This is a genomic window from Pseudomonas sp. MM211, assembly GCF_020386635.1.
In the GTDB taxonomy this organism is placed as follows: Bacteria; Pseudomonadota; Gammaproteobacteria; order Pseudomonadales; family Pseudomonadaceae; genus Aquipseudomonas.
Genome location: NZ_CP081942.1, coordinates 3,099,442 through 3,115,772 on the forward strand (window position 1 = coordinate 3,099,442; position 16,331 = coordinate 3,115,772).

The window sequence follows — 16,331 nt, forward strand, 5'->3', positions numbered from 1 at the left end:
AAGGAGTTCCAATCATGAGGATCAAACACGTACGCGTAACGCCGATTGCGTTCCGTGACGCACCGCTGCTCAACGCCAGCGGCATCCACGAACCCTACGCTCTGCGTTCGATCATCGAAGTGGAAAGTGACAACGGCTACATCGGCCTGGGTGAAAGTTACGGTGATGCCCCTGTGCTCAGCGTGTTGCAGGCCATGCAGGAGTCGCTGGTCGGTCTCGATCCCTTCGACCTCAACGGCCTGCGTGCCCGTGTGGTGAAAACCGTCGCCGCGCTGAAGCCAGGCACTGCCGGCGCCGAGCTGGCCCCTGGCTCGCACCCGAGCAAGCAGGTGGCGAACGCCTATTCGGCCTTCGAAGTGGCGTTTCTCGATCTCCAGGCGCGTTCGTTGGGTATGCCTCTGGTCGATCTGCTGGGTGGCGCGGTGCGTGATGAGGTGCCGTTCAGCGCCTATCTGTTCCTCAAGTACGCCGAGCATGTGGGCTCGCCCTACAAGCCAGATCGTTGGGGGGAGGGCATCAGTCCCGAGCAAATCGTCGCCCAGGCACGCACCATGATCGAGGAGAACGGCTTCAAGAGCATCAAGCTCAAGGCTGGCACCTTGCTCGGCCCGGAGCACGAAGTCGCCTGCATCAAGGCACTGCGTCAGGCCTTTCCTGACGCGCCGCTGCGTATCGATCCCAACGGCAACTGGTCGGTGGAGACCTCACTGCGCATGGCCGAGCTGATGGGCGATGACCTGCAGTACTACGAAGACCCATGCCCCGGTCTTGAAGGCATGGCCGAGGTGCACAAGCGCACTGGCATCCCGCTGGCGACCAACATGGTGGTCACCGATTTCGACGAATTCCGACGCAGCGTGGCCCTGAATAGCGTGCAGATCGTGCTCGCCGATCACCACTACTGGGGCGGCCTGCGCGATACGCAGATCCTCGCGCGCATGTGCGACACCTTTGGCCTGGGCGTGTCGATGCACTCCAACTCGCACCTGGGCATCAGCCTGATGGCCATGACCCACGTGGCGGCCGCCGTGCCGAACCTGGCCTACGCCTGCGACACCCACTACCCGTGGCAGGAGCCGGATGAAGAGGTGATCAAGGGCGGCAAGCTGCCGATCGTCGATGGTTGCGTGCAACTCACCCGCACACCTGGCCTGGGCGTTGAGCTGGATTACGACCAGTTGGCCAAGCTCAATGACCAGTACCTGACCTGTGGTATTCGTCAGCGTAATGACGTGACCCAGATGCAGAAGTACGATCCGAGCTGGAAGGCCCTCAAGCCGCGTTTCTAAACCTCTGCGTTCCGGCGTGCTCTTCTGGGAGAGCACGCCGGTGTCGCTATCGATTCCGCTTCCTGGCCGTGATGACCTGCGAGGTGGCGTTCACGTGAGGCCTGGCAGAGCGGCCTGGTTGAACTTACAGCGCCGGGTCTGGGAAGGGCAATTCATCCTGCGAGACACTGGGCTGCGCTTTCCATTTCTGTCCCTGGCGGTAGAAATCTGCCTGTGTCTCGCTGCTTCCCGCACCCATCATGACCGATACGGTGCAGGCGATCTGCTGCGGGTGCTCGGCCTCCAGTGCCGGGATGCAGGTGCCGAGTTTTGCCGTCGCGCTTCCTGCTAGTTCGGGCATTTGCATCATCTCCAGCACCGCCTCGGTCGCCTCTTCATTTGTGGGGCGTGGCAGGTCGTCTGCATGGCTGGTGGTTACGCAGAACAGCGCAACCAGTGCGGTGGTTAGGTAGGTTTTTCTGAACAATTTCGACACTCCTTATCCTGATTTGGCCATGATGTTGCGGCGGCCCGGAGTGTGGCACGGCACAGTCAAGGTGGCTATCTAACGGCAGGTAGCAACGTCACGGCTTCTTGGCAGTTGATGATGGCCGCGTATTCACCCTGCAGGTTTGCCAGCGCCATTGCGTGTACCTCTTCGGCACTGCGCGGTACGCCGTTGTAATCGCTCTTGGCGAAAGCGAAGCAGCCATCCGCCAGCACATGGGTGACGAACCCCAGGTTGCCCGCCGAGCGCGCCGTGCCTTCGACGGAGTTGTTGGTACTGACGCCGACTATCACCAGTGATTCGATCCCCCTTACCCGCAACCAGCGCTCCAGCCCGGAGTTGATGAAGGCATCAGGTACGTTCTTCTCGACGACGTGTTCGTCTTGTTGTGGGTGCAGCGCTGGCTGGAACTCAACGCCAAACTGCCCAGGCGCAAACAGTGAGCCAGTCGCCCTTGAAATATGGCGAACGTGCACGATCGGCGCTTGCGCCTCGCGCCAGGCCTGCAACAGTTCAGCGACACGGGCTGGCGCATCAGGATTGTTACGCTGCCCGGCAGCCGCCTCGAGCATGCCGCGTTGCATATCGATGATGATCAGAGCCGGTAACGGCATGGGTGAAACCTCCTTTTGGGGTGGCGGGGCACTTCTGGCCAGCTTTTCTATCTATAGCTGGTAGGGCATCCGATCAGATATTGCATCTTGCACGACTGAAAAATGGTCACCGTGCAGGATGCATAGTTCAATTACTTTTTAAATAAAAATAATCCTTATAAATCAATAGCTTATTTTTTATCAGAAGCTGGCATGCACTCTGCAATATCCCTCTTATAAAGAAACACCACATAGAGGGTACGAGCCATGCAATACGCCATCCAGCAGCTGATCGAAAATCTCCCGGATCACGTAGTCGATTTCAAGAAGCGCCCTGACGGGATGTTGCTGATGACGTTGCGTAAGGACGATGAAGTGGTGTTCGTGAAGGCGATCGATCGCCAGACCGTATTTTGTGAAACCCGCGTCAAGGCTCTGCTGCACGAAATCATGCGTGACAACAAGCTGGTCAGCGGCGAGATCAATTGGAAAGGTCAGGGCGCTCAGTGGATCGACCGCACGCTGCCAACCTTCACCGGTGCACCGATCAACCCGACTGCCGCCAAAATGATGTGGTCGCGCCGTACTCGTGACGGTGGCTACCGCGCTACTGCCTAAAGGCGGTCGGAACACCAAAAGCCCCGCTTATGCGGGGCTTTTTTGCGTCTGTAATGCACCATGCCGCATGAGAGAGCATACAGCCGACGTCCCTGATCAGGCAGCCGGCTGCATGGGTTCAGCCGGCTAGCACGCTGTCGACCAGCGCCTTGGCTTCTTCCTGAATGCGTTTCAGGTGAGCATCGCCCTCGAAGCTTTCGGCATAGATCTTATAAACGTCCTCGGTGCCGGAGGGGCGAGCGGCGAACCAGCCGTTGTCGGTGACCACTTTCAGCCCGCCAATGGCTGCACCGTTGCCCGGTGCTTCGGTGAGAATCGCGGTAATCGGCTGGCCAGCCAGCTCACTGGCGGTCACTTGGGAGGCCGACAGCTTGCCTAGGCGGGCTTTCTGCTCACGGTCGGCCGGTGCGTCGATACGTTGGTAGACGGGAGCACCGAAGCGTTCGGTCAGCGCCTGATAGCGCTCGCCTGGATCTTTGCCGGTCACCGCGGTGATTTCCGCAGCCAGCAGGCCGAGGATGATGCCGTCCTTGTCGGTGACTACGCGCTGCCGTCCTTGCGCAGGAACGAAGCCCCGGCGGACTCCTCACCACCAAAGCCGAAGTTGCCCTCGACCAACCCCTCGACGAACCATTTGAAGCCCACTGGCACTTCCACCACGTTACGGCCGATGCCCTGGGCAACGCGGTCGATCATCGAGGAAGACACCAACGTCTTGCCGATGGCGGCCTGAGCCGACCACTGCGGACGGTGAGTGAACAGGTACTCGATGGCCACTGCCAAATAATGATTGGGATTGAGCAGGCCCACCGAGCGGGCGACGATGCCGTGGCGGTCGTGGTCGGTATCACAGGCGAAGGAGACGTCGAAGCGATCCTTGTTTTCGATCAGCCCGGCCATGGCGTAGGGCGAGCTGCAGTCCATGCGGATCTTGCCGTCCCAGTCCACGCGCATGAAGCGGAAGGTCGGGTCGACGCGGGTCGACAGCACCTCCAGCGGCAGGCCGAAGCGCTCGGCGATGCGCGTCCAGTAATGCACGCCGGCGCCGCCCAGCGGGTCGACCGCGAACTTCAGGCCCGAGCCGCGAATTGCCTGCAGATCGAGCACCTGCTCGAGGTCGCCGACGTAATTCTCGATGAAGTCGTAACGCTGGGTGGTCGGCGCCTTCAGGGCGCTGGCGTAGTCGATGCGCTGCACACCCTTGAGGCCTGCCACCAGCAGTTCGTTGGCGCGCTCCTGAATCCACTTGGTGACGCCGGTGTCAGCCGGGCCGCCGTTCGTTGCGTTGTACTTGAAGCCGCCGTCGGCAGGCGGGTTGTGCGATGGGGTGATAACGATGCCATCGGCCAGGCCGCTGCTGCGTCCCCTGTTGTAATCAAGGATCGCCTTGGAGATCGCCGGGGTCGGCGTGTAGCCGGGCTCGCCAGCGGTTTCACTGCAGCCTGCATCGATAAGGGTTTCGATACGGTTGGCAGCCAGTACTTCCAGCGCCGAGACGAACGCGGGCTCGGAAAGCGCGTGGGTGTCCATGCCGATGAACAGCGGGCCGTCGATACCTTGGCCATTGCGGTAATCGCAGATCGCCTGGGTCACGGCAAGGATGTGCCATTCATTGAAGCTGTTCTTCAGGGACGAGCCGCGGTGGCCCGAGGTGCCGAACGCCACCTGCTGTGCGGGATCGCTCGGGTCCGGACGTTCGCTGTAATAGCGGGATACCAGGCGCGGCAGATTGGCCAGGCTATGCTCGTCGGGAAGGCGTCCCGCAGTGCTGTGGATGCTCATCAATCGTTCCTTTGATGGGATGAAGGGGCCAGGCGGCTATCGCAGCACGCGAGGCATCGGACTCGGGGTTCGACACCACAGCAGTGGCCTGGAGTTCCCCATACTCATGGTCGCGGATGATAAAGACTGCAGAATAAAGCGCCAGCGCCTTCGCTGGCGGCGCGATTCAGGGCAGTTGCAGGTACCCGAATATTCCGTCTGTCGGCGATAGATTTTGTTCATGAGCGCAATGCTGTCACTTTGCTATCTTCCTATTGCGCCTCTCCAAAAAAGATAGGGGCGTGTCTTGCTGGGCCGACAAGGAGTGGTTGGTTAATACGCTCTAGTCATCCGGTGCCGCCATGAACCTTCGTAATTTCAATATCGCCCCCCGTGCCGCTTTTTGTTTCGCCCTCATTACCTTACTGGTCGTGGTATTGGGGACGTTCTCGCTGTTCAAGTTGGGTGACCTGTACGAGGCCGAGCAGGATATCGAAGCCAACTGGATGGTCAGCATCCAGGCCACCAGCGAGATGCAGAAGGATCTGCTCAACATTCGCCTGGAAACCCTGAGGCTGCTGGCCGTTGGTGAAAGCACCGGGCAGAAATCGATCGATGAAAGTGCTGCGCAAAACTACCGTACAGCCCTCCAGCAGGCGCTACAGCAGTATGGCGATCACCTGGTTTCTAGCCCTGCCGAGCGAACCCTTTTCGAGCATGTACGCGCCAGTACGCAAACCTATCTGAGCGGTCAGCAGCAGATCGTTGACCTGCTGCACCAGACGCAGATCCAGCAAGCTCTTGATCTGGCTAACGGCCAGGTGCGCAATGACGGCACTGCTCTTCAGCAGCAGCTTGACGAACTGACTGCCTACAACATGCAGGGCGCCAAACAGGCAGGGCTTACCGCCAGTAAAACCTATGAACATGGGCGTACCGGCGTGGTGGTGACGATCTCCGTCGCTGTGCTGCTGACGGTGTTGCTGGCAACCTTGCTGACGCGCTCTATCGCCGCGCCGATCAACGAAGCACTGGTCAGCGCAGAGACCATCGCCTCCGGTGACCTGACCCGCACCGTTCAAGTCAGCGGCAAGGACGAAGCGGGGCGCCTGCTGGCCGCTCAGGCGACCATGCAGAGGAACCTCAACGACGCCATCCGCCAGATCAGTGAGTCGTCCACGCAACTGGCCGCGGCTGCAGAGGAAATGGCCTCGGTGACGGAGGAGAGCACTCGCGGTTTGCAGAACCAGAATGCCGAGATCGACCAGGCCGCTACGGCAGTTACAGAGATGAGTGCGGCGGTCGAAGAGGTATCGCGCAATGCCAGTGGCGCCTCTGATGCAGCGCGCGATTCGACCCTATCGGCGAATGCCGGTAACCAGCATGTGGCGCGCACCGTGGCGGCGATTCGTCAGTTGTCGGGCAATGTGGTTGAGGCATCCGATCAGGTTCAGGGGCTTGCCAATCAGGCGCGTGATATCAGCAAGGTGCTCGACGTGATTCGCAACGTCGCCGAGCAGACCAACCTGCTGGCGCTCAACGCGGCCATCGAGGCCGCGCGGGCCGGTGACCATGGCCGTGGTTTTGCTGTAGTGGCGGACGAAGTGCGTGGCCTGGCCCACCGTACTTCTGCTTCTACCCAGGAAATCGAGCAGATGATCGCAGCGATCCAAGCCGGCACCGAGAAAGCCGTGCAAGCCATGCGTACCAGCAGTCAGGAGGCGACCAATACCCTGCAGGTCGCCGATGAAGCGCGCAACGCCTTGGGGCAGATCGTCGACTCCATCGGCATGATCAACGAGCGCAACCTGCAGATCGCCACCGCTTCGGAACAGCAGGCCCATGTGGCCCGTGAGGTCGACCGCAACCTGGTGAGCATTCGCGATCTATCGATCCAGAGCGCTTCCGGTGCCGATCAGACATCAGCAGCGTGCAATGAGCTGGCTCGCCTGGCTCAGGGGTTGAACACACTAGTAGGGCGCTTCAAGTTGAGTGCGTGACATCAGTGCAGAGGGATGGCGTCTCAGCAACCATGGTCAATGAGCCACCAGGCTGGCTATGATGCAGGCCATGAGCCTATCGACGCCGATCCGCCATCCCTGTCCGCCTGGCGCTTGCGACTGCGAGCGTGAACAACTGCTGGAAACTGCCAGCGGCGATCAGCGCATCCTGATGCTGACCAAGGCGGAGGAAAAGCGTCTGCTCGAGCGTCTGGAAAATCTTGCCAGCCTGGAAGACCTCGAGCGTATGCAGCAGCGTATGTTCGAGCAACTGGGCATTCGTGTAAAAGTCGCTCCCGGCTTCAATGAAGTGCGCAGCATGCGCGGGATTGCCATCGAGGTGACGACCTTTCCCGGCCTGTGCCGCAAGACCCGCCAGGCGATTCCCGCCGCCATCCGCCGGGGCCTGGAACGGCGCCCGGAAATCGCCTACGCACTGCTTAACGCCAACGACCTGTTTCGCGATCTTTGAGTGGCGGCAGGCGTCTATAGGTTTCGGCAGTCCGCCCCCAACGCCTGATAACGCGTATCGAAATCAGCGGCCAGAGTTGCCACGCTAATCGCCGATAACCGCTGCAACAGTAGCGTCTGTGCTTCGTCGAAGGCCTGGGTCAGGGCGCTATTGACCGCTTGTTCGACCAGGCACTGAGGATGATCGGTGGCCAGGCCGATGCTGAAAATCGACTGAGTGCCCAGCGCCTGATGAATATCCAGCAGGGTGATCTGCTCCAGTGGCCTAGCTAATGCCCAGCCGCCGTTGTGGCCTTTGTCCGAGGTCACGTAACCCTTGTCGCGCAGCAGGCCCATGGTTCGGCGCACGACCACGGGATTGGTTTCCAGCATCCTGGCAATGGTTTCCGATGTGGTGCGCTGCTCGTGGCGATCCATATGGATCAGCACATGCAGCATGCGTGACAAGCGGGTGTCATTTCTCATGGGTATCTCGAGGTAGAGCGGCGTTGATACGGAAGTATGGTTCGTAATGAGTAAGGTTACGAGAGTTGACGTGGCTTCATTACGTAACTTATGGTGTTTCGTGATGGCCTGGGCTTAACCGGGCCCTGCATGGAGGAGTGATGCCATGAGTTATGACGCAATCATTATTGGCGGCAGCTATGCCGGCTTGTCCGCCGGACTGCAACTGGCCCGAGCGCGCCGTCGGGTGCTGGTGATCGACGGCGGCGTGCGGCGCAATCGCTTCGCCAGCCATTCCCATGGTTTTCTCGGCCAGGATGGGCGGCCGCCTGCAGACATTGCCGCGGATGGGCGCGCCGAGCTGATGGACTACCCGAACGTGACCTGGCTGGTCGGTGAAGCGGCCAAGGTGCGTGGTGGCAGCGACGCCTTTGTGGTGACGCTGGCCAACGGACAAACCCAATCAGCACGGCGCCTGGTGCTTGCCGGTGGTGTGCGTGATGAGCTGCCAGCCATCGATGGCCTCGCCGAGCGCTGGGGGCGCAGCGTATTTCATTGTCCTTATTGCCATGGTTACGAGCTCGATCAGGGCCGCATCGGCGTACTGGCCGTCTCGCCGATGTCGATACACCACGCGATGATGTTGCCTGACTGGGGTAGCACGACATTTCTCACCAATGGCGTCTTCGTCCCCGACACCGAGCAACTCGAACAGCTGGCAAACCGCGGCGTGGTGGTTGAACCGGAGCGGGTGAGGTCGATCAGCGGCGAGCGGGTCGATATCAACCTGGCCGATGGCCGCAGCGTTGCCGTTGACGGCCTGTTCGTGATGCCACGTACCCACCAGAACAGTCCGCTGGCCGAGCAGTTGGGTTGCACGCTTGCCGATGGCCCGATGGGCCCGTATCTGCAAACGTCCGAGACGCAAGAAACCAGCGTGCCGGGTGTATTCGCATGCGGCGACGCAGCCCTGGCCGCGGGCTCCGTGGCATTGGCGGTAGGAACCGGCGCAAGGGCAGGGGCGGGCGTCCATCAGTCGCTGATCTTCCGCTAGAGAGGCGCAGATCAATGAATCGGCTCCAGCGCTGAGGCATACTGTCGGCTTCTTTGCCATGACCGAATTGTCCCGTGCAGATGCCTGGTTTCCGTCTCAATAAAGTCACTCGCTACCGAACTCCCCAGCGCTTTGTCAGCCACTGCTTGCTCGCAGTGGCTGCCTTGCTGTGCGCCGCAGGCCTGGCTCATGCCGAAGCGGATATCGCCGCAGGTGAGGCGTTGTTCAAGCGCAACTGTGGCAATTGCCACAATGTTGGGCCAGGCGCCCGCGCAGCCTTTGGCCCGCAGCTCAACGGCATCGTTGGCCGTGAGGCCGGGTCGACGAGCGACTACCGCTATTCGCCGGCCATGAAGGACTCCAGTGTGGTCTGGAGTCGAGAAACCCTCAGCGCTTTCATCAAGGATTCCGACGAGGTCGTGCCCGGCAACAAGATGCGCTTCTGGGGCATTGGCGATCAGCAGAAAATCGACAACCTGTTGCTCTACCTCGAGTCTCACCAGAAACATTAGCGCCTAGGCGCTCTTATGCCGCGCGTCAGCCATTCAGTCTGAACGAAGCCCCTCATGCCGGTTCTGAAAATACACAGACTTTTCAACCGGCGGACGGCCTGGCCGTTCGCGATCCGCCCTCTCAACTCTCGGGATCGCTATGGCAGACGAAGAACAGATCAACTGGTTGGTCGAGCAGTCCATGCTGCATGCGGCCCGCCAGCGTACGCGTCTCTATTCGGGGCAAGCGCGGCTTTGGCAGCAACCCTATGCGCTGGCCCGCCCACGTAGCGTCACGGCAGTCGCTTCGGTGTGGCTGGCGGTTTATCCGGCGTCGATCATTACCGCACCAGACGGCTCTGTGCTTCAGGCGCTCGGCGATGAACGCCTGTGGGCAGCACTCTCCGAGCTAGGCGTGCAGGGCATCCACACCGGGCCGCTGCGGCGTGCGGGCGGGTTGCAGGGGCGTGAATACACGCCAACCGTGGATGGCAACTTCGACCGCATCAGCCTGGAGATCGACCCGCAGTACGGCAGCGAAGAACAACTGGTTCACCTGAGTCGTGTGGCGGCTGCGCACAATGCAGTCACCATCGATGACTCGATTCCTTCGCACACCGGCAAGGGCGCGGATTTTCGCTTGGCAGAAATGGCCTATGGCGATTACCCCGGCCTCTATCACATGGTGGAGATTGCCGAAGCCGATTGGGCGTTGCTGCCGCCGCTTCCCGAAGGCCGTGACTCGGTGAACCTCTCGCCGGTGGTGGTCGATGCGCTGCGTGACAAGCATTACATCGTCGGCCAATTGCAGCGGGTGATCTTCTTCGAACCGGGCGTCAAGGAAACCGACTGGAGCGCCACCGGCGAGATTACCGGCGTGGACGGCAAGGTGCGGCGCTGGGTGTACCTGCACTATTTCAAAGAGGGCCAGCCCTCGCTCAACTGGCTGGATCCAACTTTTGCCGCCCAGCAGTTGGTCACTGGCGAGTCGCTGCATGCCATCGATGTGATTGGTTCACGGGTGCTACGCCTGGACGCCAACGGCTTTCTCGGTGTCGAGCGGCGCAGCCACGGCAACGCCTGGTCGGAAAGCCATCCACTGTCGCTGACCGGTAACCAGCTGCTTGCCGGCATGATCCGCAAAGCCGGGGCGTTCAGCTTCCAGGAACTGAATCTGACCCTGGATGATATCGCTGCGATGTCTCAGGGCGGCGCGGATCTGTCTTATGACTTCATCACCCGGCCTGCCTACCAGCATGCGCTGCTGACCGGCGAGGTGGAGTTCCTGCGCCTGATGATGCAGCAGATGCATGATTTCGGCATCGACCCTGCGTCGCTGATCCACGCGCTGCAGAACCACGACGAACTGACCCTGGAGCTGGTGCATTTCTGGACGCTGCACGCCAATGACACCTACGTGTTCCGTGGGCAGAGCCTACCTGGCAGCATCCTGCGCGAGCATATTCGCGGCGAGATGTACGAGCGCCTGACCGGCGAGCATGCGCCCTATAACTTGAAATTCGTCACCAACGGCGTGGCCTGCACCACGGTGAGTATCATCACCGCGGCGCTGGGCATCCGTGATCTGAATGCCATTACCGATGCCGACATCGAGCAGATTCGCCGCGTGCATCTGCTCCTGCTGATGTTCAACGCCATGCAGCCGGGGGTGGTCGCCTTGTCCGGTTGGGATCTGGTCGGCGCATTGCCGCTCGATCCAGAGCAGGTGGCCGAGCTGGTTGCCGATGGCGACACGCGCTGGATCAACCGTGGTGGCTATGACCTGGTCGATCTGGACGCTGATTCTGAGCTTTCCGCCGAGGGCCTGCCGCGTGCCCGTCAGTTGTATGGCAGCCTCAGTGAGCAGCTGCTCGATCCGCAGTCGTTCGCGTCCCAGGCGCGGCGCATGTTCGCAGCGCGGCGTTCCCATGGCGTGGCGTCCAGCCGACAAATCGCTGTGCCGGTGACTAACCATCCGGCGCTGTTGATCATGGTGCATGAGCTGCCAGCCGGGCGTGGCATTCAGGTCACGGCGCTGAATTTTGGTGCCGAGGCGCTGAGCGAGGTGATCACTCTGGAGCATGTCGAGCCGGGGCCGGTGGTGGATATCATCCATGAGCGGCTGATCGGCGATCTGTCCGCTGACGGTCAACTGCATATCCAGCTCGAACCTTATGAGGGGTTGGCGCTGCGTATCGCCAGCATGGCACCGGGGATCGCGCCGTTGGATCACTGATGCATATTCCTTTTCAGGCTAAGCACATAATCATTGGATATTTGAGGGCGTGCGCTGGCACACCGTATCGTCCATCCCCATAGGGGCTGGCCATGGGTGCCGGTCGCAGTTTGAGTTGAGGTTTCAATGAACAGCGAGTTTGCCACCAGCAATGCCGGTGGCACGGAAGCAGAAGGTTCGTCCCATTCGATCAATTGGCAACTGGAGCAGACCGTTGCCGGTTTACGTGCGGCCCGCGCCGAGTGGCGCAACCGCTCTGGCCGCGATCCTGAACTCGGCGGCCGTGAGCTGCCGTCGCGCCAGGCCGTGGCGGCGATTCTCAGCGGGTTGTGCGGTGCGCTGTTCCCAATGCGTTTGGGGCCAGCCGAACTGCGTGAGGAAAGCGAGGACTACTTCGTCGGTCACACCCTGGATCGGGCGTTGAATGGTCTGGTCACACAGGTGCGTCTGGAGCTCCGTTATGCGGCCCGGCAGCGTGGCGAAGACGCTGACCAGGTCGATCTGCAGGCGGTTACTGTCGTGCGTGACTTTGCGGCTGCGTTACCAGCATTGCGTCGACTGCTCGATCAGGACGTGGTCGCGGCTTACAACGGTGACCCTGCAGCGCGTAGTGTGGATGAAGTACTGCTCTGCTATCCCGGCGTGCTGGCGGTGATCTATCACCGTCTGGCCCATCACCTGTACCGCGCCGGCCTGCCGCTGCTGGCGCGTATTGCCGCAGAAAGTGCCCACGGCGCCACTGGCATCGACATTCATCCGGGGGCGCAGATCGGCCACAGCTTCTTTATCGATCATGGCACCGGCGTGGTGATCGGCGAGACCGCGATCATCGGCAATCATGTGCGTATTTATCAGGCCGTTACCTTGGGAGCCAAGCGCTTCACCAGTGACGAGAGCGGGCAGTTGCACAAAGGCCAAGCGCGCCACCCGATCGTCGAAGACGATGTGGTGATCTATGCCGGCGCCACCATTCTGGGCCGCATCACCATCGGCAAGGGCTCGGTAATCGGCGGTAACGTCTGGCTCACCCGCAGTGTCGAGCCTGGGAGTAATGTGTCTCAGGCCAGCGCTCAGCAACGTGAATGCTGAACTGACATGGCTTGATCTGTGTCACAGGATAGTCACGCAAATTTCATAGACTCGCTGCGAGACCAAAGAGAAAAGAAAGGAGAAGAGAGATGGATGATTATCAGGAAGAGTTGCTCGAGTCCCGCGCCCTGGAACAGGACGTGCCCGAGTTCGCTGAAGATGCAACCGAGCTGTAAATATTCGCTTGCGGCAAGATGGGTACTTGAACGGCAATCCGTACAGCCCATTTGCCAGAATCAAAAGAAAAGGCCCGATGCGTATGCATCGGGCCTTTTCGTTGCTGCACTGTTTTAGCGCTGCCGCTTTCGACAAGTTGTCACTGCGTCAGGGCTTTCACCAGGCTCTCGACGTTACCTTCCAGCTCAGCCAGCGGATCGTCGCTTTCGGTTTCCAGCACCAGCAATGGAACGCCGGCGGCTTTGACGGCGTCTGCTACCGGTTGGGCCGGTTTGCGGTGATGCAGCACCAATGCCACGTCATCGTCCTTCAATGCGGTGGTCAGCGCTTTCAAGGACTCGGCATCCCATTCGCGGTCGTCACGGCTGTCGCTGCTGACCAGATCCAGATTGAGGCCACTGACCAGATAATCCAGGCGATTGGTCAGGCTGTAGACCGACAGGTTGTCGGCCTTGGCCAGTTCGGCCTCGCTGTGGGCGTTGAGCTTGAGCAGCCGCTGCTTGATGGTGGCCAGGTTCTGCTCGACCTTGGCTTTGGCATCGGGTGCCAGGCGTACCAGGTCGGCAGCCATCACGTCGGCCATGCGCCCCATATTATTGATTGCCAGCCACGGATGGCCGGCCAGGTCGTTGTCGTCCGCGCTTTCGGCCTGGGTAGCGATGCCGGGCAGAGCACCGTCCACCGGACGCGCCGCGTCGATTTCGACGATGCGGATATTGCTGCGCCGGGCCATAGGGTAGAGCGGGTCTTCCGACCACTGCGAGCGCAGGCCAATGGCTGCGTCGGCATCCGCTGCGACCTTGTGCAGCGCAGCAGCGCCACGGCCAGCGAAATACGACACCTGGCGGCTGGCCGGAAGGTTAGCGGGGGCGGCGCGTTCGATGCGCACGGCGGTGCCTTCCAGCAGATCGCTGGCAAGACCGAAGGTGATGGGTTGCGAGACCAGAACGCTGACGTCCTTGGCCAGGGCGAGGCCGGGCAGGCTGAGGATCAGGGCGAGGCCGAATTGATGGAGTCGATGGGTCATCCCAGGTTCCCTTTCAAGCTTGGTACGACGCCGCGCGCGATGGCGGCGAGGGCGAAGGCGATGCCGGCGATCATGATGATCGCAGCGCCGGAGGGGATCGGCAGATCCAGCAAGATGGGCATGAGGATGCCGAGCAGTGTACTGACAGTAGCGATCAGCACCGAGAGCCAGAAAAAACCTTTCAGTGACTGGCTGAGGAGTCGCGCCGCTGCAGCCGGAATGACCAGCAGGGCACCGACCAGAATGGCGCCGATCACCTTGACCGCAGCCACGGTAATCAGCGTCACCAGGATCACGAACAGGTAATCCAGGGTCTTCACGGCCACGCCGCGCACGGCCGCCAGTTGCGGGTTGAAGCTGGCCAGCATGATGCGGTTGTACAGCGGCAACGCCAGGGCCATGACCAGCGAGCCGACCACCAGCAGAACCAGCAGGTCGGTGCCATTGACCGTCAGTACTGAACCGAACAGCACGTTCTCGAGAATGTGCACGTTGATGCGCCCGGCGAGAATCAGCAGCAGGCTGGCGCCCATGGCCAGGGACACGGAAAGGAACACGCCGATCAGGGTGTCCGGGGCCAGGCCGGTGCGATTGCGCAGGTAGTTGAGCAGGATACCGAACAGCAGGGCGTAGCCGAACAGGGCGCCGTAAGGGCCGGTGTAGGGCTCGCCGAGCAGGATGCCGATGGCCACACCGGTGAGTGCTGCGTGGCCGACCGCTTCGGAGAAGAAGGCGAAACGCTTGACCACCACCAGGGTGCCGAGGCCGCCCAGTACCGGGCCGATCAGCAAGCCGGCGAGCAGCGCGTTGATGACGAAACCATAGACCAGTGCTTCAGGTAGATAGCCGGCGGACGCCCAGCCTTGAATCATCATGCGGAACTGTTCGTAGTCGATCATAACGGCGAGGTCTCCGCAGCGCGTACATGGGTGGAGAACAGGCTGAGCAGGCGCTCTGGGGTCAAGGCTTCAGCGGGCGGTGCGTCGAACAGCACACGGCGGCTAAGCCCCGTGACGCGATCGGCCAGGCGCTTGACCGCTTCCAGGTCGTGCTCGATCCACAGGACGCTGATGCCGGCGCGGCGCCAATCACCGAGCAGGCGTTCGAAGACCTGAATGCCGGCTTCGTCCAGTGCCGACATCGGCTCGTCGAGTACCAGCAGTTGCGGCGCTGGGATCAGCCCCTGGGCCAGCAGCACGCGCTGGCGCTCACCACCAGACAAGGCGCCCATGCGTCGCTTGCGCTTTTCCAGCATGCCAACCCGCTCCAGGGCCTCATTGATGTCCTTGGCGTAGTGTTTCGACAGGCCGAGAAAGGCCGGGCGGCGCTGGCACATGGCAGCCATGAAGTCGTCCACGGTCATTGGCAGGCCACGGTCGAATTCCAGGGCTTGAGGCACGTAGCCGATGGTGCCGACGGCGCCTGGCCACTCCAGGCTGAGTTTGCCCTGGTGGGGCATCTGGCCGAGCAGGGTCTTGATCAGTGAGCTCTTGCCGCCGCCGTTGGGGCCGACCAACGCATGCACACTGCCTGGCTTGACCTGAAAACTGACATTCTCGAGGATTTTCGTGCGGCCCAGCACCAGGCTGACCTGCTCGAAGTCGATGGTCGGGCCGATAGCGGTCACGCTCAGGTTTTCAGCCACGGTCATTTACCGGCGTCCTGAATAGCGCGCACCACAGTGTTCATGTTGTTGGTCATTTCCTTCTCGTACTTCTCGGCGCTGTATTCGCCGTAGGAAATGTGCGACAGCGGGTAAAGCTTGACGCCCGACTCGCGCTGGATGGTGTCGACATAGGTGGACGGGAAGTCCAGCTCGGAGAAGATCACTTTCACGTCCAGCTCACGCAGCTGGTCGATGGTCTTCTTCAACTGGCTCGGGCTCGGCTCGATGCCGTGGGCCGGTTCCACCACCGCGGTGACTTCCAGGCCGAACTCGCGCAGCAGGTAGTCGTAGGCCGCGTGCACGGTGGCCACACGCAGGTCGGCGTTCGGTGCCTCGGTCAACTGGGCGAGGGCATCGGCGCGCAGCTGGCGCAGGCGTTTGCCGTAGGCGCGGGCGTTCTGCGTGTAGGTCTTGGCATTGTCCGGATCGAGCTTGCCCAGCTCACGGGCAATATTGTTGATCTGCGCGATGGAGGCGCTGATCGACAGGAAGGTGTGCGGGTTGACCACCTTGCCGGCGCCCCGTGCGGCGATGCCGGTGGCAGCCAGCAGCGGTACGTTGGCGTTGGCTTCGATGACCTCGATATCCGGTTTCTCGCTGGCGGCGATCATGCGGTCGGCAAAGTCGTCATGGCCGACGCCGTTGAGCACCACTACGTCCAGCGAGCCGATACGCTTGATGTCTTCCGAGCGTGGCTCGTAGGCATGGGGGTTGAAACCGGCCGGAATCAGCGGCACCACTTCGGCCTTGTCGCCGACGATGTTGCTCACGTAGCTGTAATAGGGGTGCAGGGTGATGCCGATACGCAGCTTGGCATCAGCGGCGCTGGCAGCACCGAGCAACAGCAGGGCGGACAGGCCGATGGTCAGGCGTGACAGCAGGGGACGTGCGCGGGAGAGGCGAAAAATGGGCATTGGCGGGCGGTCTT

At 61.3% G+C, this 16,331-nt stretch carries 15 protein-coding genes and 1 pseudogene; 8 read left to right on the forward strand and 8 right to left on the reverse strand.

What is annotated here, in order from left to right; genetic code table 11:
- Positions 1-14 precede the first annotated feature (14 nt).
- A complete protein-coding gene (locus tag K5Q02_RS14180; protein ID WP_225831530.1) occupies positions 15-1,289 on the forward strand; it encodes a glucarate dehydratase family protein in 1,275 nt (424 codons plus the stop codon).
- A gap of 124 nt (positions 1,290-1,413) precedes the next feature.
- Here K5Q02_RS14180 and K5Q02_RS14185 read toward each other — a convergent pair whose 3' ends face one another.
- Positions 1,414-1,764: a hypothetical protein gene (locus tag K5Q02_RS14185; RefSeq protein ID WP_225831532.1), complete on the reverse strand. Its 351-nt coding sequence runs from the start codon at positions 1,762-1,764 to the stop codon at positions 1,414-1,416.
- 65 nt (positions 1,765-1,829) lie between these two features.
- Positions 1,830-2,390, reverse strand: a complete 561-nt coding sequence (locus tag K5Q02_RS14190) for a cysteine hydrolase family protein (protein WP_225831534.1) — start codon at positions 2,388-2,390, stop codon at positions 1,830-1,832.
- Positions 2,391-2,636: 246 nt separating this feature from the next.
- Between K5Q02_RS14190 and K5Q02_RS14195 the strand changes: the two genes are divergently transcribed.
- Positions 2,637-2,987, forward strand: coding sequence for a hypothetical protein (locus K5Q02_RS14195; protein WP_225831536.1), 351 nt, complete (start codon positions 2,637-2,639; stop codon positions 2,985-2,987).
- A gap of 118 nt (positions 2,988-3,105) precedes the next feature.
- Here the strand turns inward: K5Q02_RS14195 and pgm are convergent.
- Positions 3,106-4,769 (reverse strand): annotated as a pseudogene (pgm, locus tag K5Q02_RS14200) (phosphoglucomutase (alpha-D-glucose-1,6-bisphosphate-dependent)).
- A gap of 341 nt (positions 4,770-5,110) precedes the next feature.
- Here pgm and K5Q02_RS14205 point away from each other — a divergent pair.
- Together K5Q02_RS14205 and K5Q02_RS14210 are read left to right on the forward strand one after the other, a co-directional pair.
- Complete coding sequence (locus K5Q02_RS14205; RefSeq protein ID WP_225831538.1) at positions 5,111-6,748, forward strand: methyl-accepting chemotaxis protein; 1,638 nt, start codon at positions 5,111-5,113, stop codon at positions 6,746-6,748.
- Between the two features lie 70 nt (positions 6,749-6,818).
- Entirely contained in the window at positions 6,819-7,220 is a 402-nt protein-coding gene (locus tag K5Q02_RS14210; RefSeq protein ID WP_225831539.1) for a hypothetical protein, read from the forward strand.
- A 14-nt stretch (positions 7,221-7,234) separates the two neighbouring features.
- Here the strand turns inward: K5Q02_RS14210 and K5Q02_RS14215 are convergent, their stop codons facing one another.
- On the reverse strand, positions 7,235-7,684 hold the full coding sequence (locus tag K5Q02_RS14215) for an Rrf2 family transcriptional regulator (RefSeq protein ID WP_225831540.1): 450 nt from the start codon (positions 7,682-7,684) through the stop codon (positions 7,235-7,237).
- A gap of 145 nt (positions 7,685-7,829) precedes the next feature.
- Here K5Q02_RS14215 and K5Q02_RS14220 point away from each other — a divergent pair, with 145 nt between their 5' ends.
- From K5Q02_RS14220 to epsC, 4 genes are all read left to right on the forward strand, one after another.
- Complete coding sequence (locus K5Q02_RS14220) at positions 7,830-8,717, forward strand: NAD(P)/FAD-dependent oxidoreductase (RefSeq protein ID WP_225831541.1); 888 nt, start codon at positions 7,830-7,832, stop codon at positions 8,715-8,717.
- A gap of 80 nt (positions 8,718-8,797) precedes the next feature.
- Complete coding sequence (locus tag K5Q02_RS14225) at positions 8,798-9,229, forward strand: c-type cytochrome (protein WP_442964005.1); 432 nt, start codon at positions 8,798-8,800, stop codon at positions 9,227-9,229.
- Positions 9,230-9,368: 139 nt separating this feature from the next.
- A complete protein-coding gene (gene treS, locus K5Q02_RS14230; RefSeq protein ID WP_442963925.1) occupies positions 9,369-11,444 on the forward strand; it encodes a maltose alpha-D-glucosyltransferase in 2,076 nt (691 codons plus the stop codon).
- Positions 11,445-11,570: 126 nt separating this feature from the next.
- Entirely contained in the window at positions 11,571-12,533 is a 963-nt protein-coding gene (epsC, locus tag K5Q02_RS14235; RefSeq protein WP_225831544.1) for a serine O-acetyltransferase EpsC, read from the forward strand.
- A gap of 316 nt (positions 12,534-12,849) precedes the next feature.
- Here epsC and K5Q02_RS14240 read toward each other — a convergent pair whose 3' ends face one another.
- Genes K5Q02_RS14240 through K5Q02_RS14255 form a run of 4 tightly spaced genes read right to left on the reverse strand, consistent with a single transcriptional unit; the run spans position 12,850 to position 16,317 of the window.
- Positions 12,850-13,737 (reverse strand): metal ABC transporter solute-binding protein, Zn/Mn family, encoded by an 888-nt coding sequence (locus K5Q02_RS14240; protein ID WP_225831545.1) that lies wholly within the window; start codon positions 13,735-13,737, stop codon positions 12,850-12,852.
- The gene (locus K5Q02_RS14245) at positions 13,734-14,636 is read right to left on the reverse strand and encodes a metal ABC transporter permease (RefSeq protein WP_225831547.1); all 903 of its coding nucleotides are present in this window, start codon (positions 14,634-14,636) and stop codon (positions 13,734-13,736) included. The genes K5Q02_RS14240 and K5Q02_RS14245 overlap by 4 nt, the downstream gene beginning before the upstream one ends.
- Entirely contained in the window at positions 14,633-15,388 is a 756-nt protein-coding gene (locus K5Q02_RS14250) for a metal ABC transporter ATP-binding protein (protein ID WP_225831549.1), read from the reverse strand. Before K5Q02_RS14250 ends, K5Q02_RS14245 begins: the two co-directional genes overlap by 4 nt.
- Positions 15,385-16,317, reverse strand: coding sequence for a metal ABC transporter substrate-binding protein (locus K5Q02_RS14255; RefSeq protein ID WP_225831551.1), 933 nt, complete (start codon positions 16,315-16,317; stop codon positions 15,385-15,387). Before K5Q02_RS14255 ends, K5Q02_RS14250 begins: the two co-directional genes overlap by 4 nt.
- Between the last annotated feature and the right edge of the window lie 14 nt (positions 16,318-16,331).

What these genes read in the sequence shown, in the direction of transcription:
- K5Q02_RS14180 (WP_225831530.1), top strand. Translation starts at nt 15, where the DNA reads ATGAGGATCAAACACGTACGCGTAACGCCGATTGCGTTCCGTGACGCA.
- K5Q02_RS14190 (WP_225831534.1), bottom strand. Translation starts at nt 2,390, where the DNA reads ATGCCGTTACCGGCTCTGATCATCATCGATATGCAACGCGGCATGCTC.
- K5Q02_RS14195 (WP_225831536.1), top strand. Translation starts at nt 2,637, where the DNA reads ATGCAATACGCCATCCAGCAGCTGATCGAAAATCTCCCGGATCACGTA.
- K5Q02_RS14205 (WP_225831538.1), top strand. Translation starts at nt 5,111, where the DNA reads ATGAACCTTCGTAATTTCAATATCGCCCCCCGTGCCGCTTTTTGTTTC.
- K5Q02_RS14210 (WP_225831539.1), top strand. Translation starts at nt 6,819, where the DNA reads ATGAGCCTATCGACGCCGATCCGCCATCCCTGTCCGCCTGGCGCTTGC.
- K5Q02_RS14215 (WP_225831540.1), bottom strand. Translation starts at nt 7,684, where the DNA reads ATGAGAAATGACACCCGCTTGTCACGCATGCTGCATGTGCTGATCCAT.
- K5Q02_RS14220 (WP_225831541.1), top strand. Translation starts at nt 7,830, where the DNA reads ATGAGTTATGACGCAATCATTATTGGCGGCAGCTATGCCGGCTTGTCC.
- K5Q02_RS14225 (WP_442964005.1), top strand. Translation starts at nt 8,798, where the DNA reads ATGCCTGGTTTCCGTCTCAATAAAGTCACTCGCTACCGAACTCCCCAG.
- treS (WP_442963925.1), top strand. Translation starts at nt 9,369, where the DNA reads ATGGCAGACGAAGAACAGATCAACTGGTTGGTCGAGCAGTCCATGCTG.
- epsC (WP_225831544.1), top strand. Translation starts at nt 11,571, where the DNA reads ATGAACAGCGAGTTTGCCACCAGCAATGCCGGTGGCACGGAAGCAGAA.
- K5Q02_RS14240 (WP_225831545.1), bottom strand. Translation starts at nt 13,737, where the DNA reads ATGACCCATCGACTCCATCAATTCGGCCTCGCCCTGATCCTCAGCCTG.
- K5Q02_RS14245 (WP_225831547.1), bottom strand. Translation starts at nt 14,636, where the DNA reads ATGATCGACTACGAACAGTTCCGCATGATGATTCAAGGCTGGGCGTCC.
- K5Q02_RS14250 (WP_225831549.1), bottom strand. Translation starts at nt 15,388, where the DNA reads ATGACCGTGGCTGAAAACCTGAGCGTGACCGCTATCGGCCCGACCATC.
- K5Q02_RS14255 (WP_225831551.1), bottom strand. Translation starts at nt 16,317, where the DNA reads ATGCCCATTTTTCGCCTCTCCCGCGCACGTCCCCTGCTGTCACGCCTG.